Consider the following 19330-nt stretch of genomic DNA (forward strand, 5'->3'; position numbering starts at 1 on the left):
GGGATGCTCAGGCCGCGATGCTGCGCACGACAGGCTCATGCATCGCCTGCGGGACCGTGCCCACCAGGCCCACGGCCACGTAGTCGACATACCAGTCCATCAACTCGAAAGCGCGCTCGCTGTAGAGGCGGGTCATGCCCAGAGAGGGGTGGCGTCCGAGCAGGCTGATGTCGGCCAGGCCATGGATGAGATTGCTGACGAACATGACCACCAGGAAGTGCAAGGCGTCGTCGGAGCGATGCGGCACCAGGGGGCTGAGCATGACCTTGATCTCGCTGATGTGAGACCAAGCATGCGCCAGCAGCATGCCATTGCCGCTGTGATGCGGCTGCCAGGTCAGGCGGGACAGGAAACGGACGGCCTGACGCCCGTCGCGCCCCGACGTGTAGGTCAGGATCATGGGCATGGCGGTCAGGCGCACGACTTCGTGCACGGTCAAACGCCCTTGTTGCTGCGCCTCGGTCATGGAGACCAGCGCCTGGTCCTGCAGAGGTTTGAGCAAGGCTGCCACGTGTTCGAACACGGCCGTGACCAGGCCGTCCTTGCTCTGGAAGTGGTAGTGCACCGCCGAGGGGTTGGACTGGCCGGCCGCCGTCACGATCTGCCGCAGCGACACCCCGTCGATGCCATGCTTGGCAAACAGGGCCAGGGCAGCGCGCACAATGCAGTCGCGGGTGTCGCTTTCAGCTGCGGCCACCTTGGTGCTGCGCACCCGGCTGGGAGAGGTCGTTGGAGCGGTCGTCGTCATATGAACGCATTCTGTAACGATCCGAGCCTTTAGGACAGGGCCTATCAGGGACAGTCCTGCCCCTTGATCTTGGGGGCGGGATAGCCCCATATGCACGACAATGCGCGGCATGACTTCGCGCGCCTCTGCCCTCGCTCCCGCATCCTACCTCACCCGCCAGGGCCTGCCCCTGGCCCTGATGGCCGTCCTGGCACCCACCTTGCTGGCCCTGGACGATCCGCCGTCGATCACCTTTTACAACCAGGTGCTGGGGGTGTTCGGCTGGGGGCTGTGGATGGCCTGGCTGGCGCGCCAGAGCGCACACCTGCCCGCCCAGCGCACGCAGCATGGTGGCGCGCTGACGGCCATCTCGGCCGTGCTGTGGCTCACGGCCGGATCGGCCCTGGGTTCGGTGTGGGCCACTGGCCTGCCGCTGGGCCTGGGCCTGATGGCCGCCACGCTGGCCCTGTCGGCCTGGTGGGTGCTGCACAGCGCCTGGCGGGCCGCGCACCGCATCGACGTGGCCGAACTCATGGACCTCTTTGCCCTGGGGCTGGCCTGGACCGGGGTCGTCAGCGTGGCGCTGTCGATCCTGCAGGTCTTTCTGCCCGAGTGGTGTGATGGCCGCCTGATCGCCGAGCCCTCGGTCGTCGGGCGGGCCGTGGGCAATCTGCGCCAGCCCAATCACCTGAGCACCTTGCTGATCTGGTGCGCCTGCGGCGCGGCCTGGCTGGGTCGACGGGGCCGCTGGCCGCGCGAGGCCGCCATGTTGCTCATCGTCATGTGCATCGGGGGGGTCGTGTGGTCGGCCTCACGCACGGGCATGGTGGCCATGCTCCTGCTCACCCTCTGGGGGATCCGTGACAAGCACTTGCCACGCCCCCTGCGCTGGCTGCTGATCGGCGCCCCGCTGGTGTACGGTGCCTGGTGGCAGGGCATGGCCTGGTGGGCCCACCTGGGCAGTGGTCACGCTTTTGCGGCCGAGGCCCGCCTCAACGATGGCAGCGACATCTCCAGCTCGCGCTTCAAGATCTGGGCCAACACCTGGGAGTTGATCCAGGCCCACCCCTGGACCGGCGTGGGTTGGGGTGAATTCAACCTGGCCTGGACCTTCACCGAGTTCCCCACCCGGCCCGTGGCCTTCTTCGACCACACCCACAACCTGATCATGCAATGGGCGGTGGAGCTGGGCCTGCCCTTGACGGTGGTGCTCATCGGCTTGAGTGCCTGGGGGCTGCTGGCCCTGTGGTGGCCGTGGCGCAGCGAATACCCGCATCACCAGGAACGCGACGGCGTGGTGGCCGTCACCGCCACCATGGTGAGTCTGGCCGCCCTGCACAGCCTGCTGGAGTACCCGCTGTGGTACAGCTACTTCCTGCTGCCCGCCGCTTTTGCCTTTAGCCTGGGCCTGGCAGCGGCTGCGCGCACACGTGCGCTGGCGGCCGGTGCCACGCCCGACGACGGGGTGCCGCCCACCGGCCAGGGCTGGCAGCCCGCAGCGGCAGGCCTGGCCATGGCCCTGGGCGCGGTCTGGTGCGCGGTGGACTACCAATGGGCGGCGAACATCTACGCCCCCCGTCCCTGGGCAGGCCCCTTGAGCGAGCGCATCAGCGCGGGCCAGCACACCGTGTGGTTTGCCTATCAGGCCGACTATGCCCATGCCACCGGCCCCGATGAAGACGAGCCCAGCCTGCCGCCGCAGGCCTTCCGTCGCACGCTGCACAACCTGGTGGACGCGCGCCTGATGATCGCCTATGCCCGCTCGCTGGCCGAACATGGCGAGGTCGACAAGGCCCGCTACGTGGTGCAGCGACTCAAGGAGTTCCGGCGAGACACGGGCGATGAGTTCCTGTCCGTGTGCGATGACGCCCCGGCCAGCGGCCCGGATCGCCCCTTCCAGTGCGATCCGCCCACGCGCAGCTACACCTGGCGTCAGGTGCTGCCGCGCTGATCGTCCCGACGCCAGTGGCCGCTGCGGCCGCCGGATTTTTCCAGCAGGCCGACGTCGGTGATGGTCATGCCGCGATCGGCGGCCTTGCACATGTCGTACACGGTGAGCAAGCCCACCTGCACGGCCGTGAGCGCTTCCATCTCGACCCCCGTAGGGCCCACGGTCTGCGCCGTGACGCGGCAGACCACGGCGGGCTGTGCCTCATCGAGCTCGAATTCGACGGCCACACGCGACAGGGGCAAGGGGTGACACAGAGGGATCAGATCCGCCGTGCGCTTGGCGCCCTGGATGGCCGCGATGCGCGCCACGCCCAGGACATCGCCCTTGCCTGCACGCCCCTCGGAGATCATGGCCAGCGTCTCGGGGGCCATCTCGATGCGCCCCTGGGCCACGGCCACCCGCATGGTGGCGGGCTTGCCAGACACATCAACCATGTGGGCCAAGCCCTGTTCGTCAAAATGGGTCAACACACTCATGCGATGATCTTTCGGGAGGAGACCGCAGGTTGCGGGATGTAAAGCTCGGGTGACCAGGGCGACCATTGTGGAACCAAAATGGCCGGTTCAGCCTCCAGCTTGCATCTACTCAGCTCACGCGATGGCGACCCACACCGTTACTGCTCCGCTCCGCTCCCTGGCTCTGCTGCTGGGCATCGGCCTGACCGCCCTGCCCCTGGGCCTGCAGGCCCAAGGCCGCATCAGCGCCGCCGGCACCCTGGTCGATGCCCCTCTGCCGGCTCTGGGCGACAGCAACTCCCAGTCGCTCAGCCCCGCGGCCGAGCGTCGCCTGGGCGACCGCATCATGCGCTCCATCCTGCGTGATCCCGATGTCATCGACGATCCGCTGGCACGCGAGTACGTGCAGGCCTTGTGGAGCGCCCTGCTGAGCAGCGCCCGCCAGCGGGGTGATCTCAGCGAAGACCTGGACACCGTCTACGCCTGGTCGCCCTTCCTGATCCGCGACCGCTCGGTCAATGCCTTTGCCCTGCCGGGGGGCTACATCGGCGTGCACCTGGGCCTGCTGTCCATGACGCGCAGCCCGGACGAGCTCGCCTCGGTGCTGGCCCACGAACTCAGCCACGTCACTCAGCGGCACATCGCCCGCATGATGAGCCAGGCCAAGCAAACCTCCTGGGTCAGCATCGCCTCGATGGTGCTGGGCGCCCTGGCCATGAGCCGCAACCCCGAGGGGGCGCAGGCCCTGATCGTGGGCGGACAGGGCCTGGCCGCGCAAGGACAGCTCAATTTCTCGCGCGACATGGAACGCGAAGCCGACCGGGTGGGCTTCGGCGTGATGGGTGAAGCCGGTTTTGCGCCGGCCGGCATGATGCAGATGTTCGAACAGCTGCAGATGGCCTCTCGCCTCAACGACGATAACAACTACCCCTACCTGCGCACCCACCCACTGACCACCGAGCGCATTGGCGAGGCACGCGCCCGCATGGGGGGCAGCGGCCTGCAGATCCAGGCCATCGACCCCGCCAGCCGCAGCGAGGCCCTGCAGGCGCTGTCCCTGCGCCACGCTTTGATGGCCGCACGTTCACGCGTGCTGATGGACACCCGCAGCGCTTCGCTGCAGCCCTGGATCAAGCCGCCCAGCCTGCCGCCTGGCGCCAGCCCCACCGCCATCCTGGCGCAGCACTACACCCGGCTGGTCGCCGCCACGCAACTGAAGGACCGTGCCCACGCCGACGACGCCCTGTCACAGGCGCGTGCCACCTTGGCCCCGCTCAAGGACGGCCCGGCACGCGAAGCCCGGCGCATGCTGGCCCTGGCCGAGCTGGAGGCTCTGCTGGCCACCGGCCGCGTGATGCAGGCGCAGAGCCTGCTGGGCGACGGCCTGCTGCCCACAGCGTCCTCCCTGTCCTTGGACGCCCGCCCGGAAGTCATCCTGCGCGCACGCATCGCCCTGAGCCTGCCCGACGCGCGAGACAACCGCCGGGAATGGCAAGACGCCGCCGGTCGCCTGCAGACCCTGGTCAGCCTGCAACCGGACGATGCCACCGCCTGGTCACTGCTGAGCAGCCTGTGGAGCCGCCTGGGCCAGCCGCTGCGCGCCGTGCGTGCCGAAGCCGAGGCCACGGCCGCCCAGGGCGATCTGCAAGGCGGCATCGACCGCATCGATGCCGCGCGCAAACGCTTTGCGCAGACCAGCTCGGCCGACCTCATCGAGCTGACCGTGATGGATTCACGGGCGCGCCGCTGGCGCCAGACGCAACGCGATGACGCCAGCGAAGATCTGAAATAGGCGCATCCCGCCGCCTCCGTCGCCCCGATAACCTTGTTGCAGATCATGTTTTTGCCTTGTTGATGCGAATGATTCTTATTATCATAAGCACATCAACAACACAGCATGCTCACCGAGCCAGGAACATCACGTGGACACCCGCCAGATTGCCAGCGTCAAGACCCGGCTCTTGAGCCTGTTGGACGACGTCCTGATGCATGACGGTTATGGGTCGATCCAGGTGGATGTGCGCCTGCTCAAGAAAGGGCAGAAGGAAGTGATCCTGTGCTGCGGCAAGCAGTACCGCTATGTCGTTGATGTTGTCATGCCGGCGCCGGTCATCGGCGCGGCACCTGACACCCTCTGAGCGCGGGAGGCGCTAGGGGTTTTTCCAAGATGGTCTTTTGTGTTCGTGTGTTGCCTTCGTGGGGAAGGGGCTGCGGTCTGTTCATCCCTTCATCGATTCAAGGTGTCACATGTCCCTGTCTTCTCGCTATTCCCTGGTCAGCGCACTGGCCATGGTGGGCGCTCTGAGCGCCCCCACCATCGCACAAGCCACCGGTGCCCAATGGGACTCTCCGGCCGCCGGCTTCAGCGGCAACGGCGCCACCAGCGCCTCCCCCTGGGTGGGCAGCCCAGCCTCCGGCAGCGCGCTGGCGGAGTGGAACTTCATCCACAGCACCACGGACCTGAGCCCCGACATCGTCGGCAGCGGTTCGCTGGTGGAAACCACAGGCAGTGCCTTTGCCACCAGCGGCGGCAACATCTACAGCTTCTCGGCCGCCACCAGCTTCACTGCCACGATCGACGCCCTCGCCGCAGGCACCTGGGATGTCTACCTGCGTGTGGCGACCCTGGGCACCTCGGTGCTGGATGCCGCCACGCTCAACGGTGTGAGCGCCACCCGCACACTGACGCACAGCGAGGCCATCACCGGCGGCTTTGGCGGCGGTGAAGAAGAAAGCCTCTGGGTCTGGTCCGGTGTCGATGCCAGCAGCCTGGTTCTGCGCTTTGGCGCCAGCGGCAGCAGCATGAGCCTGGACCAGGTGGCCATCTATGCCGCCCCGGTGGCCGCCGTGCCCGAACCCTCGACCTGGCTGATGATGCTGGCCGGCCTGGGGGCGATCAGCGCCCTGTCCCGCCGCCGTGGTGAGGCCACACGCCGCTGAACGCCGCCTTACCGCGATTTCTGGGGCCGCCCCATGCGTCTCTCTCGTTCAACGCGTTCTCGCGTGGACCGCGCACGGGCCACGGCCGCCGTGATCGTGCTCGGCCACCTCCCAGGCCTGGGGTGGTGCCAGGACACGAGCGCCGCCACGGCCGACGAGCCCATGCTCCCGGCGGTGCGCGTACAGGCCCACCGCCCGCCCCCACCGACCGAACTCACCCTCGACACGACGCGAGCCAGCACCACGCTGGGTGAGCGGCAACTGGCGCGTCGACAGGCCAGCAGCGTGTTCGAGGTGCTCGATGGCGTGCCCGGGGTCAGCGTCAACGGGGGCCCCCGGGCCAGCGGCATGAGTTTCAACATCCGTGGCTACAGCGACAACGAAGACATCGCCGTGCGCGTCGACGGCGTGAACAAGGGCTTCGAGAAGTACCGCTTTGGTGGCACCTTCATCGAGCCCGATCTGCTCCAGTCCCTGGAGATCCGCCGGGGCGCCCAGATCGAAAGCCCGGGTGCCCTGGGTGGCACGGTGCTGGCCACCACCAAGGACGCCGCAGACCTGCTGCGGCCCGGCCAGCGGCTGGGCGGCAGGCTGCGCGCGGGGTGGGCCAGCAACAACCATGAAGAACACCGCTTTGCCGCAGCGTACGGTCGCCCCAGCGATGCACTCGACCTGCTGGCCGCATTGAGCACGCGCCAGAGTGACGACATGACCCTGCCCGATGGTCGCACCCTGTCCTTGTCGGCCGTGAACTCGGGCAGCAGCTTGCTCAAGGCGAGCTGGTATCCCGCGGACCACTGGACGCTGGGCGCCAGTTGGTTGCGCTACCACGATCAATCGCTTCAGGCCTACGACGCCACGGGGGGCGAGCCCGGCATCTTCGGTGCCGCCCAGCGCCGCATCGACGATGACACCCTGTCCTGGCGTGCCCGCTGGCGATCGCCCGACCGAGCCAACGAATGGCTGCTCACACTGGGCCGCTCCCACACCCGCGTGCAAGACCACTTCGCGCCCGGCATGGCCGTGTTTGCCAATGCCGCCACGGGGGATGTCGATGACCGGATCACCGCCACCGGCCACACCCTGGACAGCTCCGCGCGCTGGCGTGTGACGGGTGACGATCCCAACGACGTGCAGACCCGCACACCCACACTGGATCTGCGCCTGGGCCTGCAACTGGGCTCTCAGACACGCAACTCCACGCGCCGACTGGCCAGAATGCCCGGGCGCTATCCCCAGGATGTCAACCCCGCACAGCCTCCCGGCGAACGGCAGTCGGTGGGCCTGTACCTTCAGCCAGACTGGCGACTGGGTCGCTGGCAAGTGATGCCCGGCCTGCGCTGGGATCACATCCGCACCACCGCCACCGGGCCCGTGGCCCAGACCCTGGAAGCCGCAGGCCAGGCACGCACGGTGCGCTATGAACACACCTCGCCCAGTCTGTGGCTGAGTCTGGATCTGGTGCCCCGCCAATGGACCGTGCATGCGCTGTGGGCACAGGCGTTTCGCCCCCCGCTCATGGACGAGCTGTTCAGCCAGAGCGCCTATGGCGCCTGCAACAACAGCGCCCTCACCCGGCGCTACACCGTGCCTGGCACCTACCTCACCCCGGGCGTGAGCAATGGGGTGCAGGTGGCACCGGCCACGGGCATCTGCGGCGATCTGTATGAACTGGAAACTTCGCGCAGTGTGGAGTGGGGCGTGAGTCTGAACCAGGCCGATGTGCTGGGTCCGCGCACGCGTCTGCAGGGGCGTCTGATCGCCTTTCGCAACCACACCCAAGCACTGCTGGAGTCGATCGCCGCGCGAGCGGGCGGCACGCGCGGGCTGGAGCAGCCCGGCTGGGAAACACGCCATGGCATCGAACTTGAAACATCGCTGGAGGGGCCCTCGGCCTTTGCCACGCTGAGCTACAGCCAGACCCGGGGCCGCACCTTCGATGGTGAGCAGACCCGAGGGCTGAGCACCGCGCCAGGACGGCGTCTGCAACTGAGCCTGGGCGGGCGCTGGCGTGATTTGGAAGCCGTGCTGCGCTGGCAGCGCGTCAGCGAACGCCTGGTCGTGACTGGCACCGACAGCCAGCAGCGCCCCATCCTGGGCACCCAGGCTGGCCACCGTCTGCTGGGCCTGTCACTGCGCTGGCAGATCAACCCAGTCCTGGACGCCGCCCTGAGCGGAGAGAACCTGGAAAACACCCGCTACCTGCTCAACAACGGCTTTGGCAACGGCGCCGGAACCGAAGCGCCCGGCCGACAGATTCGACTGAGTTTGAGCGGCCGCTACTGATCCCCTTGCACCATGGAGAAACCACATGCCGAACCTCTTGACGAACACGCTGAGTCGCCCTCACTTGCGCGCTCAATTCGCCAGCCTGCGCGCACAGGGCTTGCGCTCACGCGACGCCGCCGCGCGCCTGCACATCAGCGAGGGCGAGGCGCTGCTTGCCCATGCTGTGGGCCCGATGAACCTGAAGGAAGAAGCAGACAGCCGGTACAGCGTCACCGTGCTCGATGACGACTGGGTGGGCCTGCTGCGCGGCCTGGAGGGGGTGGGGCCGGTCATGGCCCTGACACGCAACGACCACGTCGTGCACGAGAAGATCGGCACCTACCGCCATGTCAGTGCCCAGGGCCATGTCGGCCTGGTACTGGGCCCGGAGATCGATCTGCGGCTCTTTCTGGCGCACTGGCACATGGGCCTGCATGTGGTCGAACATGATCCCCAGCAGGGCGATACGCAGTCCCTGCAGTTCTTCGATGCCTGGGGACGCGCGGTGCACAAGGTGCATGCCCGCCCGCACAGCGACCTGCAGGCACTGGAGACCCTGGTGCAACAACATGCCCGACCTCAGCTCACCCCCGTGCTGCGGCCCCTGGACGACACGGCACCCCGCGCTCAGCCGCGGCCCGATGCGCAGATCGATCGCCAGGGCCTCGGCGAGGCCTGGCAGGCCATGCAGGACACCCACGAGTTCTTCGACCTGCTCAGGCGATTCGGTGCCGAGCGCCAACAGGCCCTGCGGCTGATGGAAGGCACCTTCACCCACCGCACGCCCCTGGTGGCGGTGGAGTGGCTGCTGCGCAGGGCTGCCCGAGAAGGCTTGCCCATCATGGTGTTCGCGGGCAATGCAGGCTGCCTGCAGATCCATACCGGCGCCATTGAGCGCATCGAGACGATGGGGCCCTGGCTCAATGTGCTGGATGCAGGGTTCAATCTGCACCTGCGCAGCGACGCCATCCATGAGAGCTGGCTGGTGACCAAACCCACCGCCGACGGGGAGGTCACCTCCATCGAGGTGTTCGATGATCGTGGCGATCTGATCTGCATGTTCTTTGGGGAGCGCAAACCCGGCCAGCCCGAGCTGCCGGCCTGGCGCACCCTGGCGCACAGCCTGACCCAGGCCCCCACGCCAGCCGACCGCCCCGCAGGGCATCGGGAGGCCGCATGAAACGCCGTGACTGGATGCGTCTGTCGCTTGCGGCCCTGAGCGCGGGGGGGCGCGAGATCGCCGTGGCGTCCGACACCGCCGTGCCACGCCTGATCAGCCTGAGCGGTGGCATGACCGAGACCGTCTGGGCGCTGAACGCCGGGCACCTCGTCGTGGCCACCGACACCACCAGCACCTACCCCACAGCCGCACAGCGGACCCCCAAGGTGGGCTATATGCGCCAGCTCTCTGCAGAAGGCGTACTGGCCTTACGGCCCTCGGCGGTGCTGGGCACCCACGAGATCGGCCCACCGGCCGTGCTGGCCCAGTTGCGCGCCGCCGGGATCCCGCTGGCGCTGGTGCAGGCCACCCATGGGTTCGATGAGGTTCTGGCCAAGGTCCGCGCGGTGGCCGCCCACACGGGCCAGATCGAGGCTGCCCAGGCCTTGAGCAACGCGCTCGATCGGCAATGGCGACACGCCCTGCAAGCGATCGAGCGCACGCGCCCGTCACGCCACGCCGCCGCACCGCGTGTGCTCTTCGTGATGGTGCATGGTGGGCGCCCCATGTCGGCCGGGGCAGGCACAGCCGCACACGCCATGCTCAGCCATGCCGGAGCGCACAACGCACTGGCCACGGATGCTGGCTACAAAGCCCTGTCAGCCGAGGCCGTCGCCCTGGCTCGACCCGACATCATCGTCACCACCGAGGAGGCCATCGCGGCCAGCGGTGGCACAAACCGCTTCTGGCAACACCCGGGTCTGGCCTACACCCCCGCCGCGCGCCAGGGCCGCCTGCGGGTGTTCGATGCCATGGCCCTGCTGGGCTTCGGCCCCCGCACGCCACAGGCCCTGCAAGACCTGCACCGGAGCCTGGCATGAACAAGGCCCTGCCCTGGCCCCGAACCCGACTGCCTGCGCCCGGCCTGGGCCTGGTCGGCCTGGGTGCCCTGCTTGCTTGCCTGACGATCTCCGCCACCCTGGGTGCCTATGGGCCCATCGTGCGTGACTGGCACGCGGGCGGGGCCGAGGTGTTCTGGCACATCCGTGCACCCCGCCTGCTGATGGGCCTGATCGCTGGCGCGGCCCTGGGGGTGGCGGGCGCACAGATCCAGGGGCTGTTCAGGAACCCGCTGGCAGACCCCGGCCTCATTGGCGTCAGTGCGGGCGCGGCACTCGGCGCCGCCATGGCCATCGTGCTGGGCAGCGCTGCCCTGGGCACCCTCATGGGCCCCTGGGCGCTGATGATCGCCGCCTTCATCGGTGGGCTGGGCGTCACCGCGCTCACCTGGCACCTGTCTCGTCGCGAAGGGCGCGTGCAGATCGCCAGGCTGCTGCTCATGGGCATTGCCATCAATGCCGCAGCCGGGGCCGCCCTGGGCTGGCTGTCCTTCATGGCCAGCGACGAGCAGTTGCGCTCTCTGACGTTCTGGCTGCTGGGCAGCCTGGGTGGCAGCCAATGGCCTCCCGTGCTGGTGTGCGCCGCCATCGTGGTTCTGGCCATCGCCTGGCCCCTGGCCGCGCCATCGCATGCGCGCGGGCTCAACGCCTTGTCATTGGGTGAAGCCCAGGCCCATCTGATGGGGATCCAGGTGCGCCGCCTGCAGCGCCACTGTCTGCTGAGTGTGGCGCTGTCCGTCGGCGCCGTCACCGCCCTGGTCGGCATGGTGGGTTTTGTCGGTCTGCTGGCGCCCCATGTGGTGCGCCAACTGGCCGGCCCCGACCACCGGCGGGTGCTGCCGGGTTCCGCCGTGGTGGGCGCTTGCCTGGTCCTGCTGGCCGATGCAGGCGCTCGCACCCTGGCCGCCCCGGCCGAGCTGCCGCTGGGCGTGCTCACAGGCCTGATGGGCGCCTTGGCCTTCATGTTCATCCTTCACCGCCGCCGCATGCTGGCATGAACCATTTTCAACCTGCACAGGAGATCACCATGAGTCTGAGCGCACGCCATCTGATGCTGAGCAAATCCGGGCGCACCTTGCTGGAGGTCCCGCAACTCGACCTCCTGCCCGGACAACTCCATGCCTTGCTCGGCCCCAACGGGGCCGGCAAGTCCACACTGCTGTCGGCCCTGTCGGGCATGGAGCGCAGCACCGCCCTGCAGGTGATGCTGCAGGGTCGCCCCTTGAGCCAGTGGGACACGCTGGACCTGGCACGCCAGCGCGCCCTGATGACCCAGGATCACCAGGTCCCCTTTGACTTCGAGGTCGACGACATCGTGCGCATGGGCCGCTACCCGCACAGCGAGCACCCCCACCCGCAAGAGCACACCCTCATCGACCACTGCCTGGCGTTGGCGGGTGCCCGCGCCCTGAAGGGCCGCCGCTATGAGCAACTGTCCGGCGGAGAAAAGGCACGCGTCCAACTGGCCCGTGTCCTGGCCCAGGTCCATGCGCGCCCTTCGGACACCAGCCCACGCTGGCTGCTGCTCGACGAGCCCACCGCCGCACTGGACCTGGCCCACCAACACGCCGTCATGCGCTTGCTGCGGCAGTTGACTGCGCAAGGCATGGGGGTGCTGGTCGTGCTGCATGACATCAATCTGGCCAGCGCCTATGCCGACCAGGTGCTGGTGATGAACGACGGGCGCATCGACGCCAGCGGCCGGAGCATGCATGTGCTGCAGCCTCCGCTGGTGCAACGGATCTGGGGCGTGATGTGCGAGCGACTCACGCGCCAGAACTGCCTGCCATCAAACGATGAGCGCGGCTGGCTGGCCTTTTCATGACAGGTTTCGTGTAGGCAGGTCCGTGGGGGGCCTGACCTTTGCCGCCAGGTGCCCGTGGCGCCTGGCGGCTTTTTTGCACACCGTTCACGACCCTTCGGTATGTCAGGTCTTACCACTTGCCCGCATAATGTGCCTGTCGAAGGGGGAGTAGCACGCAGCCCACCCGGGTTGTGGTGTCGTCCCGTCAATACGACCGCTGGCCGCCCTGGCCCGCGTGTCCGGGTTTCACGCACACGGCCCCGCCGTGTTCCGCAAGACCTTTCGGCGCCTCAAGGTTCGTGGCCCATGGTGGGCCACGACATGTTCGTTCATCTTCGGGGAACCCTCATGAGCACCATGGCGCCGCAATGGCTCTGGTTTGTTTTCGTCCTGATTGTTCTGGCAGCCCTCTTCGTGGACTTCGTCGTCCTGCGTAAGCAGGGCGCCCACGAGGTCTCGGTGCCCGAGGCCGCCCGCTGGTCCATCATCTGGGTGGCCCTGAGCCTGGCCTTCAACGGCCTGCTGTGGTGGGCCTACCAGGATTCCCAAGGCACGGCCGTGGCCAACGCCAAGGCGCTGGAGTTCCTCACCGGCTACCTGATTGAGAAGTCATTGGCGGTCGACAACATCTTTGTCTTCCTGATGATCTTCACCTACTTCGCGGTGCCGCCCAGCTACCAGAAGCGCGTGCTGATGATCGGCATCATCGGCGCCATGGTCTTGCGCACCGTGATGATCCTGGTGGGTGGCTGGCTGATCAGCCAGTTCCATTGGGTGCTGTACCTGTTCGGCGCCTTCCTGCTGCTCACCGGCATCAAGATGTGGTGGGCCGCGGACAAGGAGCCCAACCTGGAAGACAACCCCGCGCTCAAGCTCCTGCGCCGCACCCTGCCCGTCACCAAGTTCTACGACGGCGAGAACTTCTGGACGCGCCACAACGGCGTGATGACCGCCACCCCCTTGCTGCTGGTGGTGGCCCTGGTGGGCGTGACGGACGTGATCTTTGCGGTGGATTCCATCCCGGCCATCTTCGCCATCACGACCGACCCCTTCATCGTGCTGACCTCCAACATCTTCGCCATCCTGGGCCTGCGTGCGATGTACTTCCTGCTCGCCGCCATGGCGGCCAAGTTCCACCTGCTCAGCTATGGCCTGGCCGTGATCCTGGTCTTCATCGGCAGCAAGATGCTGCTGATCGATGTGATCAAGATCCCGGTGGTGATATCACTGGGCGTGGTCATCGGGATCCTGGCCATCACCATGATCTGGAGTGTGAAGACGGCGCCCAAGCTGGAGCGGCGCACGAGCTGAGGCTCAGAAACCCAGTGTGGCGCGCACCCCCAGCACATGGACCTGGGTGGCCGAGTCATCGCCACCGGCGCGCTGCACGAACTGGTAGTCCGGCGTGATGGACAACTGCTCGTTGAACTGGACACGGTAGTACAGCTCGGTGATGCGCTCGCTGCCGCTGGCGGCATACGTTCCAAACGAGCCATCTGCGGTGCCATCACGCCAGGCCTGGCTGGTGTGGATCCAGCCCTGGGCCAGGCCCAGGGCATCACTGGCACGCCCCCAGCCTGCCCCCGAGTACTCGAAGCCCAAGGTCAAGGCACGATCGAAGGGACCATCGCCCGCCGTGCGCTGACCCCAGCGTCCAAACAGATGCCAGTGCGCGCCCACGCGCTGATCGGCCGACACGCCCCATCCACTGTGTCGCTGCCGCTGCTCATCCAGGCTCAGGGTGCGCCCATTGGTCCAGGCATACAGGCGATACGCGCCCTGTGGCTCACCATCGGTCAGCACAGGCGACCAATCCAGTTGCCCCATGACCAGCGGCTGGCTCCAGCCCGAGCCAAAACGCGCGGCATCACCGGCAGCAAACACGCCCAGTGAGACGCCCATGCTGCCAGCCGCCACGGGACGCACATAGCTCAGGCGCAGCCCCGGCGCAAAGCCATAGCCATCGGCCGCGATGTCTCCGCCAGAGTCCAGCAAGGGGTTGTGCACAAAGGCATTGTTCAGGAAGGCGGCGGACTCATCGGCGGCCACCGCGTTCTGGTCGAAAAAGCCGAAGACATCCATCTTGCCCACCGTGAGCGAGAGCTGCTCGGCTGCGGCCCCCTGCGCCTGCGCGCCCCCCAGGACCCAGTCCAGCGTGTAGTGCGCTTCGGCCACGATGGCATAGGTGTCGTCAGAGCCTGCTGCAGCCTCGAAGGTCGTCGAGTTGACCGTGCTGCTGTAGCTGGGTCTGATCGACAAGCCCGTGCCCTGACCAAAACGCAGATGTCCCACCAGGGTGCCCTGGGCCTGACCCAGTGCGCCTGCCGACAAGGTCGCCACCAGATCCCCACGGTAGTTCACGGCCGACTGGCGGCGCCCCGTGTCCGATCCCCTGGCATTGACTTGCTGGGCCAGCGCCACCAGCGAGCCTTCAAAACGAGGGCCAGAATCCGGGGGGGCCACCGTTGCACTGCCTTGCGTGACCTGCTGCGCCATCCCTTGCACCTGCTGCTCCAGGGCCTGCAAGCGCACCTCATTGGGCACCGGCGACACCACAGTGGGCGCGCTCCGCGATCTCTCGGTGGCGCTCAATTCACTGATGCGACGAGAGAGCTCCTGATTGCTCTGCTCCAGTTGACGCACGCGCTCCATCAACTGCTGCACCTGCGCCAACACGGCCGCCTGCGTGGCGGTCTGGGGGGCAGGGGCCACAGAGGGGCGGGAGGCGCCGGCCACAGCCGGGCTCACCAGGCACGCCAGCGCGCTCGCCATCCACACCGGCCTCAGGGATCGAATCATGGTCATCTCCAGCAAGGGGAACAAGGGGCACATGAACACCAAGGCGAATTCTCCCTGCCCTGAGCCCCCGAATTGCGGGGTGTTGTTCACACCCCATTTACAATCTTATTGCGAATCATTATCATTCACCAATTCCCGGATTTCCTCGATTCAGCCAGCCACGCTTGCAGCCCAGCCAGCCCCACGAGTCTCCCGGTGTCGCCCGCCCCATGTTTGGGGCGCTCCACACTCATCCACAGATTCCGCTGGTCATGTCCCGACACAACACCTCGATTCCCGCCCTGCCTCTGGGCGCCCTCGCCGCCGGCCTGGGCCTGAGCCTGCTGAGCAGCCATGCTGGCGCTCAAAGCACCACAGCCGCCGAAGCCACCGCCGCCCAACAGACGCTGCCCGCCGTGTCGGTCAAGGCCAAAAAGCCCGTGGTCTCCGAGGCCACCAACAATTACCAAACCACGACCACGACCATCGGCAAGGGCAAGCAAGCCCTGCGCGACATTCCGCAATCGGTCACCGTGGTCACGGAAAAACTGATCGACGACCGCAACCTCGACACCGTCAAGGAAGCGCTCAAGAACACCGCTGGCATCACCTTCCTGGCGGCCGAGGGCGGCGAAGAAGACATCCGCCTGCGCGGCTTCTCCCTGCAAGGCACGGGCGACATCTTTGTCGACGGCATGCGCGACCCCGCCTTCTATGAGCGCGACACCTTCAACCTCGACCGCCTGGAAGTGCTGCGCGGTTCGGCCTCCATGCTGTTCGGGCGTGGCTCCACGGGCGGTGCGGTCAATCAGGTCAGCAAGGCTCCCTTCCTGATGAATGCACACGAGGTGTCGACCACGCTGGGCACACACAACTACGGCCGCGTCACGGGTGACTTCAACTTCCAGATCGGTGAAGACGCGGCCGTGCGTTTCAATGCCATGGCCACCAAAGCCGACAACAACGGTGCAGGCACCCGCCTGGACAAACAAGGCCTGAGCGCCGCCATCCGCTGGGGCATCGGCACAGCCGACGAGTTCCAGGTCAGCTACTACTACCTGGACAACGCCAACGGCATGAACTACGGCATGCCGTGGATCCGCCCGAACGCGACATCGACGGCTTTCGACAACACCCTGATCACCCGCTTCGACCCGGCCGACTACTACGGCCTGGACAGCGATTACAACCACAGCTCGGCCAACCTGTTCACGGCCACGTACACGCACCGCTTCACGCCCACCACCGAACTCAAGACCAGCATCCGTCATGGTGCTTACACCCGAGATCAGCGGGCCAGCACGGTGCGCTTTGCCAACCCGGCCCCGACCTTGGAGAGCATCAACGATGCCACCGTCCTGAACCGTGGCAACCAGGTCAAGATCCAGGACATGGAGATCCTGATGCTCCAGTCCGATCTGAGCACCCGCTTCGAGGCCCTGGGCTTCAACCATCAACTGATCGGCGGCATCGACTATGCCTCTGAAGAAAAACGCGTGTACAACGCATTGACTGCAGTCACCAAACCCACCACCACCGTGGGCGCGGGCAGCGGCGGCTGGGTGGACGAAGGCTCGCGTCTGCTGGGCCAGGCCAATGGCTATGAATCCACCGCCTACGGCCTCTATGCGCAGGACCTGATCCAGATCGCCCCGGCCTGGAAGCTCCTGGCAGGTCTGCGCTTTGACCGCCTGAAAGGCCGCTACGAAACCTACACCCCGGCCACTGGCGTGAGCACCGGCCAGTATGGGCAGACCATCTCTGAGTGGAGCCGTCGATTCGGTGTGCTGTACCAGCCCACGCCCTACCAGTCCTACCACCTCTCGTACGGCACCTCGTTCAACACCTCGGGCGACACCTACTCGTATGCAGGCAACAGCGCCGAAACACGTGAACGCGCCGCCAACACGCCCCCCGAGTCCAGCGAAAACATCGAACTGGGCGCCAAGCTCGACTGGGCAGAAGGCCGCTACACCACACGTCTGGCCCTGTTCCATGCCGTCAAGAAGAATGAGCGCAACACCGATGCCACCTCGGTGACCGATGCCAACAGCTACCTGCTGTCGGCTCAGCGTCACAGCACCGGCTTCGAGATCGATCTGGCGGGCAAGATCACGCCCCAGTGGGAGGTCTATGGCTCCTACACCTGGATCCCCGATGCCAAGGTGGACAAGACCGCATCGGCCAACAGCTTCGGCAACCGCGAAGGCGATCGCCCCGGCCTGATCCCCGTGCACAGTGGCACCGTGTGGACCACCTACCAGCTCGACCCGAAATGGCGCGTGGGCGGTGGCATCAACTTCCGCAGCAGCCAGGCGCCTGCCGACATCATGAACCCCCAGAACGGCACCTGGCGCGTTCCAGGCTTCCACACCATCGACCTGATGGCGGAATACGTGATCAATGAGCAGTTCACGCTCAAGGCCAACTTGACCAACCTTGAAAACACGCTCTATGCTGATTCGCTCTACCGGGGTCATTACATCCCTGGTCCAGGCCGCAACTTCCAGGTCGAGCTGGTGGCCAAGTTCTGATCCCCTGCCATCATGTTGTTGCACATCCCCCAGGTTCTGACCCCCGAAGAGTTGCGCACGGTGCGCGCCACCATCGACGCCGGGACCTGGATCGATGGCAAACGCACCGCCGGCACACAGGCCGTGCAGGCCAAGAACAACGAGCAGTTGTCCCAGACCAGTGAGGAAGCCCGTGCCACCCAGGCTGTGATCACACGGGCCCTCAACCGCAACGCCACCTTCTTCTCCGCCGCCCTGCCCAAGCGTCTGTACCCACCGCAGTTCAACCGCTACGGCGGCGACAGCAACCACTACGGCAACCATGTCGATGGGGCCGTCATGTACGTCAAGGGCACGGGCGAGCGTGTGCGCTCGGACGTGAGCTGCACCCTGTTCCTGGCCGATCCCGCAGACTACGACGGCGGCGAGTTGGTCATTGAAGACACCTACGGCAACCCGCGCATCAAGCTGGCCGCCGGCGACATGGTGCTCTACCCCAGCACCAGCGTGCACCGGGTCGAGCCGGTCACGCGGGGCCAACGCCTGGCCAGCTTCTTCTGGGTGGAGAGCATGGTGCGCAGCGACGAACAACGGCGCCTGCTCTACGAGATGGACATGGCCCTGCTCCAGTTGCGAAACGAGCATGGCGAAACCGACAGCGCCGTGCGCCTGTCTGGCACCTATCACAACCTGCTGCGCATGTGGGCCGACACATGAGTGGCATCCCGGCCGGCGTCGTGACGCTGCAAGACTACGAAGCCCACGCCGCGCAGGCGCTGGACGATGGTGCCTGGGCCTATTTCAGCGGAGGTGCTGGTGACGAGATCACCCTGAAAGACAACCGCCGAGCCTGGGATACGCTGCGCCTGCAGGCCCGCGTGCTGCGCCCCCTGGCCCAGGGTCACACGCGATCAACCCTGCTGGGCCACACCCTGGCCCACCCCATCTTGCTGGCCCCTGTGGCCTATCAGCGCATGGCCCACCCCGATGGGGAACTGGCCACGGCCTACGCTGCGGCCGCGCAATCGGCCGGGCTGGTGCTGAGCACCCAAGCCAGCGTCTCGATGGAGCAAGTGGCCCGCGCCATCGTGTCCGACCCCGGGCGCGGCCCCTTGTGGTTTCAGCTCTACCTGCAGCCCGACCGGGGTGTCACGCAGCAGCTCGTGCGCCGTGCCGAGGCAGCCGGCTACGAGGCCCTGGTGCTCACCGTTGATGCACCGACCAGCGGCGCGCGTGACCGCGAACGGCGTACGGGCTTCAAACTGCCGGTGGGCGTGCGTGCCGTGAACCTCGATGGTCTGCCCGCTCAGCCGCCCCATCAGCTGGAAGACGGCGACAGCGCCTTGTTCCAGGGCCTGCTCGCACAGGCCCCCACCTGGTCCGACATCGAATGGCTGCAGGGCATCACCCGCCTGCCCATCCTCCTCAAGGGCATCACCCATCCCGACGATGCCCGCGAGGCGCTGCGATGCGGTGTCAGCGCGGTGATGGTCTCCAACCACGGGGGCCGCACACTGGACACCCTGCCCGCCACGGCCCACTTGCTGCCCGCCGTGGCCGATGCCGTGGGTTCATCCTTGCCCCTCATCGTGGATGGCGGCATCCGCCGTGGCACCGATGTGCTCAAGGCCCTGGCCCTGGGCGCGCGTGCCGTGATGATCGGCCGGCCTTATGTGCATGCCCTGGCCACCGCCGGTGCCCTGGGTGTGGCGCATGTCATCCGTTTGCTGCGCGACGAGTTCGAGATCGCCATGGCCCTGACGGGCTGCGCCACGCTCGATCAGATCGGGCCGCATGTGCTGCACCTGCCCGCCCCACGCTGAAAGCGTGGATCGC

At 66.9% G+C, this 19330-nt stretch carries 16 protein-coding genes; 13 read left to right on the top strand and 3 right to left on the bottom strand.

Annotated features, from left to right (window positions below; translation table 11 throughout):
• Nucleotides 1-7: 7 nt before the first annotated feature.
• Nucleotides 8-748, bottom strand: coding sequence for a helix-turn-helix domain-containing protein (locus VFW84_RS07290; RefSeq protein ID WP_329679783.1), 741 nt, complete (start codon nucleotides 746-748; stop codon nucleotides 8-10).
• A gap of 109 nt (nucleotides 749-857) precedes the next feature.
• On the opposite strand from VFW84_RS07290, the gene VFW84_RS07295 reads away from it, so the two are divergent.
• On the top strand, nucleotides 858-2678 hold the full coding sequence (locus tag VFW84_RS07295; RefSeq protein ID WP_329679784.1) for a PglL family O-oligosaccharyltransferase: 1821 nt from the start codon (nucleotides 858-860) through the stop codon (nucleotides 2676-2678).
• Here VFW84_RS07295 and moaC read toward each other — a convergent pair.
• Complete coding sequence (moaC, locus tag VFW84_RS07300) at nucleotides 2660-3154, bottom strand: cyclic pyranopterin monophosphate synthase MoaC (protein ID WP_329679785.1); 495 nt, start codon at nucleotides 3152-3154, stop codon at nucleotides 2660-2662. The genes VFW84_RS07295 and moaC overlap by 19 nt on opposite strands.
• Before the next feature lie 121 nt (nucleotides 3155-3275).
• On the opposite strand from moaC, the gene VFW84_RS07305 reads away from it, so the two are divergent.
• The 9 genes from VFW84_RS07305 (at nucleotide 3276) to VFW84_RS07345 (ending at nucleotide 13514) form a co-directional block, all read left to right on the top strand.
• Nucleotides 3276-4925, top strand: coding sequence for a M48 family metalloprotease (locus VFW84_RS07305; RefSeq protein WP_329679786.1), 1650 nt, complete (start codon nucleotides 3276-3278; stop codon nucleotides 4923-4925).
• 130 nt (nucleotides 4926-5055) lie between these two features.
• Nucleotides 5056-5271: a hypothetical protein gene (locus VFW84_RS07310; protein WP_329679787.1), complete on the top strand. Its 216-nt coding sequence runs from the start codon at nucleotides 5056-5058 to the stop codon at nucleotides 5269-5271.
• Between the two features lie 109 nt (nucleotides 5272-5380).
• Entirely contained in the window at nucleotides 5381-6073 is a 693-nt protein-coding gene (locus tag VFW84_RS07315) for a PEPxxWA-CTERM sorting domain-containing protein (protein ID WP_329679788.1), read from the top strand.
• A gap of 33 nt (nucleotides 6074-6106) precedes the next feature.
• Complete coding sequence (locus VFW84_RS07320; protein WP_329679789.1) at nucleotides 6107-8359, top strand: TonB-dependent receptor domain-containing protein; 2253 nt, start codon at nucleotides 6107-6109, stop codon at nucleotides 8357-8359.
• 25 nt (nucleotides 8360-8384) lie between these two features.
• Complete coding sequence (locus tag VFW84_RS07325; protein ID WP_329679790.1) at nucleotides 8385-9521, top strand: hemin-degrading factor; 1137 nt, start codon at nucleotides 8385-8387, stop codon at nucleotides 9519-9521.
• On the top strand, nucleotides 9518-10381 hold the full coding sequence (locus tag VFW84_RS07330) for a helical backbone metal receptor (protein WP_329679791.1): 864 nt from the start codon (nucleotides 9518-9520) through the stop codon (nucleotides 10379-10381). The genes VFW84_RS07325 and VFW84_RS07330 overlap by 4 nt, the downstream gene beginning before the upstream one ends.
• On the top strand, nucleotides 10378-11397 hold the full coding sequence (locus VFW84_RS07335) for an iron ABC transporter permease (RefSeq protein WP_329679792.1): 1020 nt from the start codon (nucleotides 10378-10380) through the stop codon (nucleotides 11395-11397). Before VFW84_RS07330 ends, VFW84_RS07335 begins: the two co-directional genes overlap by 4 nt.
• A 29-nt stretch (nucleotides 11398-11426) precedes the next feature.
• A complete protein-coding gene (locus VFW84_RS07340; protein WP_329679793.1) occupies nucleotides 11427-12224 on the top strand; it encodes a heme ABC transporter ATP-binding protein in 798 nt (265 codons plus the stop codon).
• Between the two features lie 327 nt (nucleotides 12225-12551).
• Nucleotides 12552-13514 carry a TerC family protein gene (locus VFW84_RS07345; protein ID WP_329679823.1) on the top strand — a complete coding sequence of 321 codons (963 nt, stop codon included), beginning with the start codon at nucleotides 12552-12554 and terminating at the stop codon, nucleotides 13512-13514.
• A 3-nt stretch (nucleotides 13515-13517) separates the two neighbouring features.
• Here VFW84_RS07345 and VFW84_RS07350 read toward each other — a convergent pair whose 3' ends face one another.
• Nucleotides 13518-15002: a carbohydrate porin gene (locus VFW84_RS07350; RefSeq protein ID WP_329679794.1), complete on the bottom strand. Its 1485-nt coding sequence runs from the start codon at nucleotides 15000-15002 to the stop codon at nucleotides 13518-13520.
• Between the two features lie 251 nt (nucleotides 15003-15253).
• Here VFW84_RS07350 and VFW84_RS07355 point away from each other — a divergent pair, with 251 nt between their 5' ends.
• Genes VFW84_RS07355 through VFW84_RS07365 form a run of 3 tightly spaced genes read left to right on the top strand, consistent with a single transcriptional unit; the run spans nucleotide 15254 to nucleotide 19317 of the window.
• Entirely contained in the window at nucleotides 15254-17515 is a 2262-nt protein-coding gene (locus VFW84_RS07355) for a TonB-dependent siderophore receptor (RefSeq protein WP_329679795.1), read from the top strand.
• 12 nt (nucleotides 17516-17527) lie between these two features.
• Nucleotides 17528-18211, top strand: a complete 684-nt coding sequence (locus VFW84_RS07360; RefSeq protein ID WP_329679796.1) for a Fe2+-dependent dioxygenase — start codon at nucleotides 17528-17530, stop codon at nucleotides 18209-18211.
• A complete protein-coding gene (locus VFW84_RS07365; RefSeq protein ID WP_329679797.1) occupies nucleotides 18208-19317 on the top strand; it encodes an alpha-hydroxy acid oxidase in 1110 nt (369 codons plus the stop codon). Before VFW84_RS07360 ends, VFW84_RS07365 begins: the two co-directional genes overlap by 4 nt.
• Nucleotides 19318-19330 lie beyond the last annotated feature (13 nt).

The sequence above is a fragment of the Aquabacterium sp. genome, assembly GCF_036279655.1.
Classification (GTDB): domain Bacteria; phylum Pseudomonadota; class Gammaproteobacteria; order Burkholderiales; family Burkholderiaceae_C; genus Aquabacterium.

What these genes read in the sequence shown, in the direction of transcription:
- VFW84_RS07335 (WP_329679792.1), top strand. Translation starts at nt 10,378, where the DNA reads ATGAACAAGGCCCTGCCCTGGCCCCGAACCCGACTGCCTGCGCCCGGC.
- VFW84_RS07360 (WP_329679796.1), top strand. Translation starts at nt 17,528, where the DNA reads ATGTTGTTGCACATCCCCCAGGTTCTGACCCCCGAAGAGTTGCGCACG.
- VFW84_RS07345 (WP_329679823.1), top strand. Translation starts at nt 12,552, where the DNA reads ATGAGCACCATGGCGCCGCAATGGCTCTGGTTTGTTTTCGTCCTGATT.
- VFW84_RS07330 (WP_329679791.1), top strand. Translation starts at nt 9,518, where the DNA reads ATGAAACGCCGTGACTGGATGCGTCTGTCGCTTGCGGCCCTGAGCGCG.
- VFW84_RS07355 (WP_329679795.1), top strand. Translation starts at nt 15,254, where the DNA reads ATGTCCCGACACAACACCTCGATTCCCGCCCTGCCTCTGGGCGCCCTC.
- VFW84_RS07305 (WP_329679786.1), top strand. Translation starts at nt 3,276, where the DNA reads ATGGCGACCCACACCGTTACTGCTCCGCTCCGCTCCCTGGCTCTGCTG.
- VFW84_RS07365 (WP_329679797.1), top strand. Translation starts at nt 18,208, where the DNA reads ATGAGTGGCATCCCGGCCGGCGTCGTGACGCTGCAAGACTACGAAGCC.
- VFW84_RS07315 (WP_329679788.1), top strand. Translation starts at nt 5,381, where the DNA reads ATGTCCCTGTCTTCTCGCTATTCCCTGGTCAGCGCACTGGCCATGGTG.
- VFW84_RS07350 (WP_329679794.1), bottom strand. Translation starts at nt 15,002, where the DNA reads ATGATTCGATCCCTGAGGCCGGTGTGGATGGCGAGCGCGCTGGCGTGC.
- moaC (WP_329679785.1), bottom strand. Translation starts at nt 3,154, where the DNA reads ATGAGTGTGTTGACCCATTTTGACGAACAGGGCTTGGCCCACATGGTT.
- VFW84_RS07295 (WP_329679784.1), top strand. Translation starts at nt 858, where the DNA reads ATGACTTCGCGCGCCTCTGCCCTCGCTCCCGCATCCTACCTCACCCGC.
- VFW84_RS07325 (WP_329679790.1), top strand. Translation starts at nt 8,385, where the DNA reads ATGCCGAACCTCTTGACGAACACGCTGAGTCGCCCTCACTTGCGCGCT.
- VFW84_RS07290 (WP_329679783.1), bottom strand. Translation starts at nt 748, where the DNA reads ATGACGACGACCGCTCCAACGACCTCTCCCAGCCGGGTGCGCAGCACC.
- VFW84_RS07340 (WP_329679793.1), top strand. Translation starts at nt 11,427, where the DNA reads ATGAGTCTGAGCGCACGCCATCTGATGCTGAGCAAATCCGGGCGCACC.
- VFW84_RS07320 (WP_329679789.1), top strand. Translation starts at nt 6,107, where the DNA reads ATGCGTCTCTCTCGTTCAACGCGTTCTCGCGTGGACCGCGCACGGGCC.